At 73.1% G+C, this 2,328-nt stretch carries 4 protein-coding genes and 1 pseudogene; 1 reads left to right on the top strand and 4 read right to left on the bottom strand.

Annotated features, from left to right (window positions below; all coding sequences use genetic code 11):
- Positions 1–135 precede the first annotated feature (135 nt).
- The 4 genes from ABD308_RS10360 to ABD308_RS10345 all read right to left on the bottom strand — a co-directional run bounded on the left by ABD308_RS10360 (position 136) and on the right by ABD308_RS10345 (position 1,890).
- Positions 136–447, bottom strand: coding sequence for a CopG family antitoxin (locus tag ABD308_RS10360; RefSeq protein WP_344331264.1), 312 nt, complete (start codon positions 445–447; stop codon positions 136–138).
- 9 nt (positions 448–456) lie between these two features.
- The gene (locus ABD308_RS10355) at positions 457–732 is read right to left on the bottom strand and encodes a BrnT family toxin (RefSeq protein WP_344331262.1); all 276 of its coding nucleotides are present in this window, start codon (positions 730–732) and stop codon (positions 457–459) included.
- A 160-nt stretch (positions 733–892) separates the two neighbouring features.
- Positions 893–1,216 carry a DMT family transporter gene (locus tag ABD308_RS10350; protein ID WP_344331258.1) on the bottom strand — a complete coding sequence of 108 codons (324 nt, stop codon included), beginning with the start codon at positions 1,214–1,216 and terminating at the stop codon, positions 893–895.
- A gap of 5 nt (positions 1,217–1,221) precedes the next feature.
- Positions 1,222–1,890: an FMN-dependent NADH-azoreductase gene (locus tag ABD308_RS10345; RefSeq protein ID WP_344331254.1), complete on the bottom strand. Its 669-nt coding sequence runs from the start codon at positions 1,888–1,890 to the stop codon at positions 1,222–1,224.
- 149 nt (positions 1,891–2,039) lie between these two features.
- Between ABD308_RS10345 and ABD308_RS10340 the strand changes: the two are divergent.
- A pseudogene (locus ABD308_RS10340) lies at positions 2,040–2,328 on the top strand (TetR/AcrR family transcriptional regulator); the annotation flags it as partial.

Genomic DNA, 2,328 nt, shown 5'->3' with positions numbered 1-2,328 from the left:
CCGCCACCCGGGCCCCCCCCGACCACCTCGCCCCCACCCTCGCCCCCACCCCCGACCTCGCCCGCCTCCTCCTCACCCGCTACGACGAGGCCCGCACGGCGACGAACCGGACCCCGGCCCTCACCGCCTGAGCGCTCAGGACGCCCTGCGGTGCTGGTACTCCGCCACCGCCGCGGTGATCACGCTGAGCGGGACCACCGCCTCCTGGTCCGCGACGGCCGCCTCGATCCACTCCCGCATGATCACCGTCGGCTTGATCCCCCGGGCCTGCGCCCGACGCCGGACCTCGTCCATCACGGGCTTCGGCAACCTGAGCGAGGTAGTGATCATCACCGACTCGACGGGCAGCGCCTCCGCCGGCTCGGCCGCCATGATCTCGTCCTCGGTCAGTTCGTGCGTCTCGTAGAACTCGGCCAGCGCTTCGAGGTCCGCACCGTTGTCAGTCATCTGCCACCCTCAACTCGTCCGCTTGAGGAACAAGCGCCGCTCGGAGCCGGTCATGTCCCGCGCCGTGACGCAGTACCAGCCGGACCTCACCGCCGTGCTCACCGCCAACACCACCAACAGATGACGCCCGGCGTCCGTCACGCCGAGGCAGAGTGTCGTTCCCTCACGCCCCGAGGCGAACCACCTCGGGCGGGTGAAGACGACCTGCTCCACCTCGTCCGGAGTCACCCCGTGCCTGGCGATGTGCTCCTCGGACCGGTCGGTCCAGTAGATCTCAGTCTGCACGACAGAGAGCGTGTTGCAAACGCATTGCGTTCAGCGAATCGGCGTCACCCGGTCGAGCTACGCGCGCGAACGCACTCGACCCGCACGCGGCGGGGTCGCACTCCGCCCGAACGCGCCGTCGCGCCGGTCGCCCGGGGTCCCGGGTGCCGGCGCGGCGGGGTCAGTGGGTGGTGGTGCCGAGGTGGACGGTGATCAGGCCGGCGGTGATCAGGACGAGGCCGGTGAGGGTGGCGGGGGACGGGACCTCGTGGCGGACGGCGAGGGCGGTCAGGACGGTGCCGATGGTGCCGACGCCGGTGAAGACGGCGTAGGAGGTGCCGACCGGGAGGTCCTGGAGGGCGCGGGAGAGCAGGTAGACGGCGCCCAGCATGAGCACGAAGCACAGGGCGGTCTGCGGGAGCCGGGTGAACCCCTCGGTCGGCTTGATGGATTGCGCCCAGGCGACCTCCACCACCCCGGCCAGCAGCAGCCAGATCCACGGCACGGCGCTCACTCCCCCCTCGGGATGCGGTGGCCGGCCAGCCGGGCGCCCAGCTCGCCGGCCCGGCGCAGCGCGTCGGCGGCGGACTCCCGGTGCTGGAGGACCCGCCCGGCCAGCGCGGGGTCCACCAGCGAGTTGACCAGTTCGGCGGCGATCACCTCGGTGTCCTCCACCGCGTAGTGGCCGCGGATGAAGTCGCTCAGGTAGCGGCCGTTGTGGTCGTAGGGCTCGCGCGGGGTGCCGGGACCGTAGGCGCCGCCGCTCGCGGCGACCACCACGAACTTGCGCGGGGCGAGCACCATCTTCGGGAAGGTCACCTGGTCGATCCAGGCCTTGAGCGCGGCCGGGACGCCGAAGTTGTACATCGGCGCGCCGATCAGCACGACGTCCGCCGCGACCAGTTCGTCGAGCAGCGGCCGGACGACGGCCCAGGCCTCGCGCTCCTGCCCGGTGCGGACGGCCTCCCCGTAGCGGGCGATGTCGGTGATGCCCTCGCGCAGCAGGGTGTCACAGATCCGGGTCCAGCCCTCGCGGATCGGCGGCACCGGCCCGGCGGCGAGGTCGCGGTGGGTGACCTCGCCGCCGCCGGCCTCCCAGGCCTCGGCGAAGGCCGCGCCGAGGCGGCGGGAGAAGGAGTCGGTGCGCGCGCTGCTGTCGAGGTGCAGGAGGTGGGACACGGTGAACCCCCGGGGACGGATCTGGGCGGGACGGAGCCTCGGAACACAAGTGGACAGTGCGTCCACCTGTCGGCGCTTCCCACGATAGAGGGAAGTGGACAGCGCGTCCACTTCCCTCGGGCGTCCGTTTCCCTCTACCGTTGGTCCCCATGACCACGGAACTCCCGCTGGCCGACGGTCCGCCGCCGCGCGAACGGGCCGACGCCGCCCGGAACCGGGCCAAGGTGCTCGCCGCCGCCGAACGGCTCTTCGCAGAGGGCGACCCGACCGCCGTCACCATGGACGACATCGCCCGGGCGGCCGGCATCGGCCGCGGCACCCTCTACCGCCGCTACCCGGACCGCGCCTCGATCGCCCGCGCCCTGCTCGACGAGCACGAGCGCGCCCTCCAGGAGCGGATCCTGCGCGGCGCCCCGCCGCTCGGCCCGGGCGGGGCGG

Origin of the sequence: Kitasatospora putterlickiae, from assembly GCF_039527695.1 — a bacterium.
In the GTDB taxonomy this organism is placed as follows: Bacteria; Actinomycetota; Actinomycetes; order Streptomycetales; family Streptomycetaceae; genus Kitasatospora; species Kitasatospora putterlickiae.
The sequence above is the reverse complement of the archived record's forward strand: the minus strand, read 5'-3'. Positions and strand labels throughout refer to the sequence as shown.